The sequence below is a fragment of the Neptuniibacter pectenicola genome (assembly GCF_001597735.1).
Classification (GTDB): Bacteria; Pseudomonadota; Gammaproteobacteria; order Pseudomonadales; family Balneatricaceae; genus Neptuniibacter; species Neptuniibacter pectenicola.
The window spans coordinates 1-1,491 of sequence record NZ_LUTS01000036.1 but is presented as its reverse complement, the minus strand read 5'-3'; the positions used below and the strand labels follow the sequence as shown (position 1 = coordinate 1,491).

Below are 1,491 nucleotides of genomic sequence, written 5' to 3'. Positions count from 1 at the left end.
AACTGTATTTTCCCTTGATTTTACACGTCTAATTCGAGATCTAATCGAGCCGCTAGTAATTCCTTCTCGAAGCATAGATGGTGAAAGATTGTATTAGGAAGAAGAAGGAGGGAGAGAGAGAAAGAAAGAAAGGAAAAGAGGGAGAAGAGAAAGAAAACAAGAAGAAAGAAAAGGGAAAAAGGAAGGGGGGGAGAGAGGAAAAAAAGAAAGAGAAGAAAAAGAGAGAAAAAAAGGAAGGAGAGGAAGGGGGAAGGGGAGAGAAGAAAGAAAAGGGAAGAAAAAAAAAAGAAAGGGAAGGAAAAGAAAAAAGAGGTAGAAAAAAGAAAAACACAAAAGAGAGAGGAAGAAAGAAAGAAGAAAAAGAAGAAGGGGAAGGAAAAGAAAGAGAAAAGAAAAGAAAAAGGGGAAAAGAAAGAGAAAGAGGGAAAGGGAGGGGAGGGAGAGGGAAAAAGAGAGAAGAAAAGAGGAAGGAGGAGAGGGAGAGGGGAAGGAGAAAGGAAAAGGGAAGGGAAGGGAAGGGAGAGAGAAGAGGAGGGAAGAGAAGAAAATAAAGAAAGAAAAGAGTATAAGAAGGGAAAAAAGAAAGGAAGAGCAGAAGGAAAAGAAGAAAAGAAAAGGGAAGGAAAAAGAAGAAAGGGAGAAGGGAGGGAAGGGGGAGAAAGGGGGGGAGGGGAGGAAAGAAGGAAAAGAGAGGAAAGGGGAAGAAAAGAAAAAGAAAGGGGAGAAGAGAAGAAAAGAAAAGGGAGAAAAGGGAAAAAAAGAAAAGAAAAGAAAGAAAAAAAGGAAAAAAAAAGAGAAGGAAAAAAGGAGGGGGAAAGGAGGAGGGAGGAAGGAAAAAGAAGGAGGAAGAAAAAGAAAAGGGAGGAAGGAGAGGGGAGAAAAGAGGAGGAAAGGGGAAGGGGGGGGGGGGGGGGAGGAGGGAAAAGAGGGGAGAAGGGAAGGAGGGGAAGAGAAGAGAAGGAGGGGGGAAAGAGGGGGGAAAAAAAGGGAAGAGGGAGGAGAAGGAAGGGGGAGAGGGAAGGGAAAAGAAAAAAAAGGAAAGGGGAGAGAAGGGAAGGGGGAGAAGAGAGGAAGAAAGAGGGGGGAGGAGAGGGGGGAGAGGGAAGGGGAGAAGAGGAAGGGAGGGAGGGGAAGAGAAAAAGAAAGAGGGAAGAAGAGGGGGGAGAAGGAAAGAGGGGGGGAGGGAAAGGGGGGAGGAAAACAAAGGGGAAAAGGGGGGAGGGGAAAGAGAAGAGGGGGAGAGGGGGAAAGAAAGGGAAGAAAGGAGGAGAGGGGAAGGGGGAGGAGGAAGGAGGAGGAAAAAAAGAGAGAAGAAGAGAGAAGAGGAGGAGGAGGAGGAAAGAGGGAAGGGAGAGAAAGGAGGAGGAGAAGAGGGAAGAAAAAGGAGAAAGGAGGGAAGGAAAAAAAGAGAAAAAGAAGGGGAGGGAGGAAAGGAGGAAGGAGAAAGGAAAGAAAAAAAGGGGAAAAAGAACCAACCTAACCACAAGATGA

At 45.9% G+C, this 1,491-nt stretch carries 1 protein-coding gene; it reads left to right on the top strand.

Annotated elements, in window-relative coordinates:
• Nucleotides 1-77 precede the first annotated feature (77 nt).
• Nucleotides 78-551: a hypothetical protein gene (locus A3773_RS17890; RefSeq protein WP_067988617.1), complete on the top strand. Its 474-nt coding sequence runs from the start codon at nucleotides 78-80 to the stop codon at nucleotides 549-551.
• Nucleotides 552-1,491: the final 940 nt, after the last annotated feature.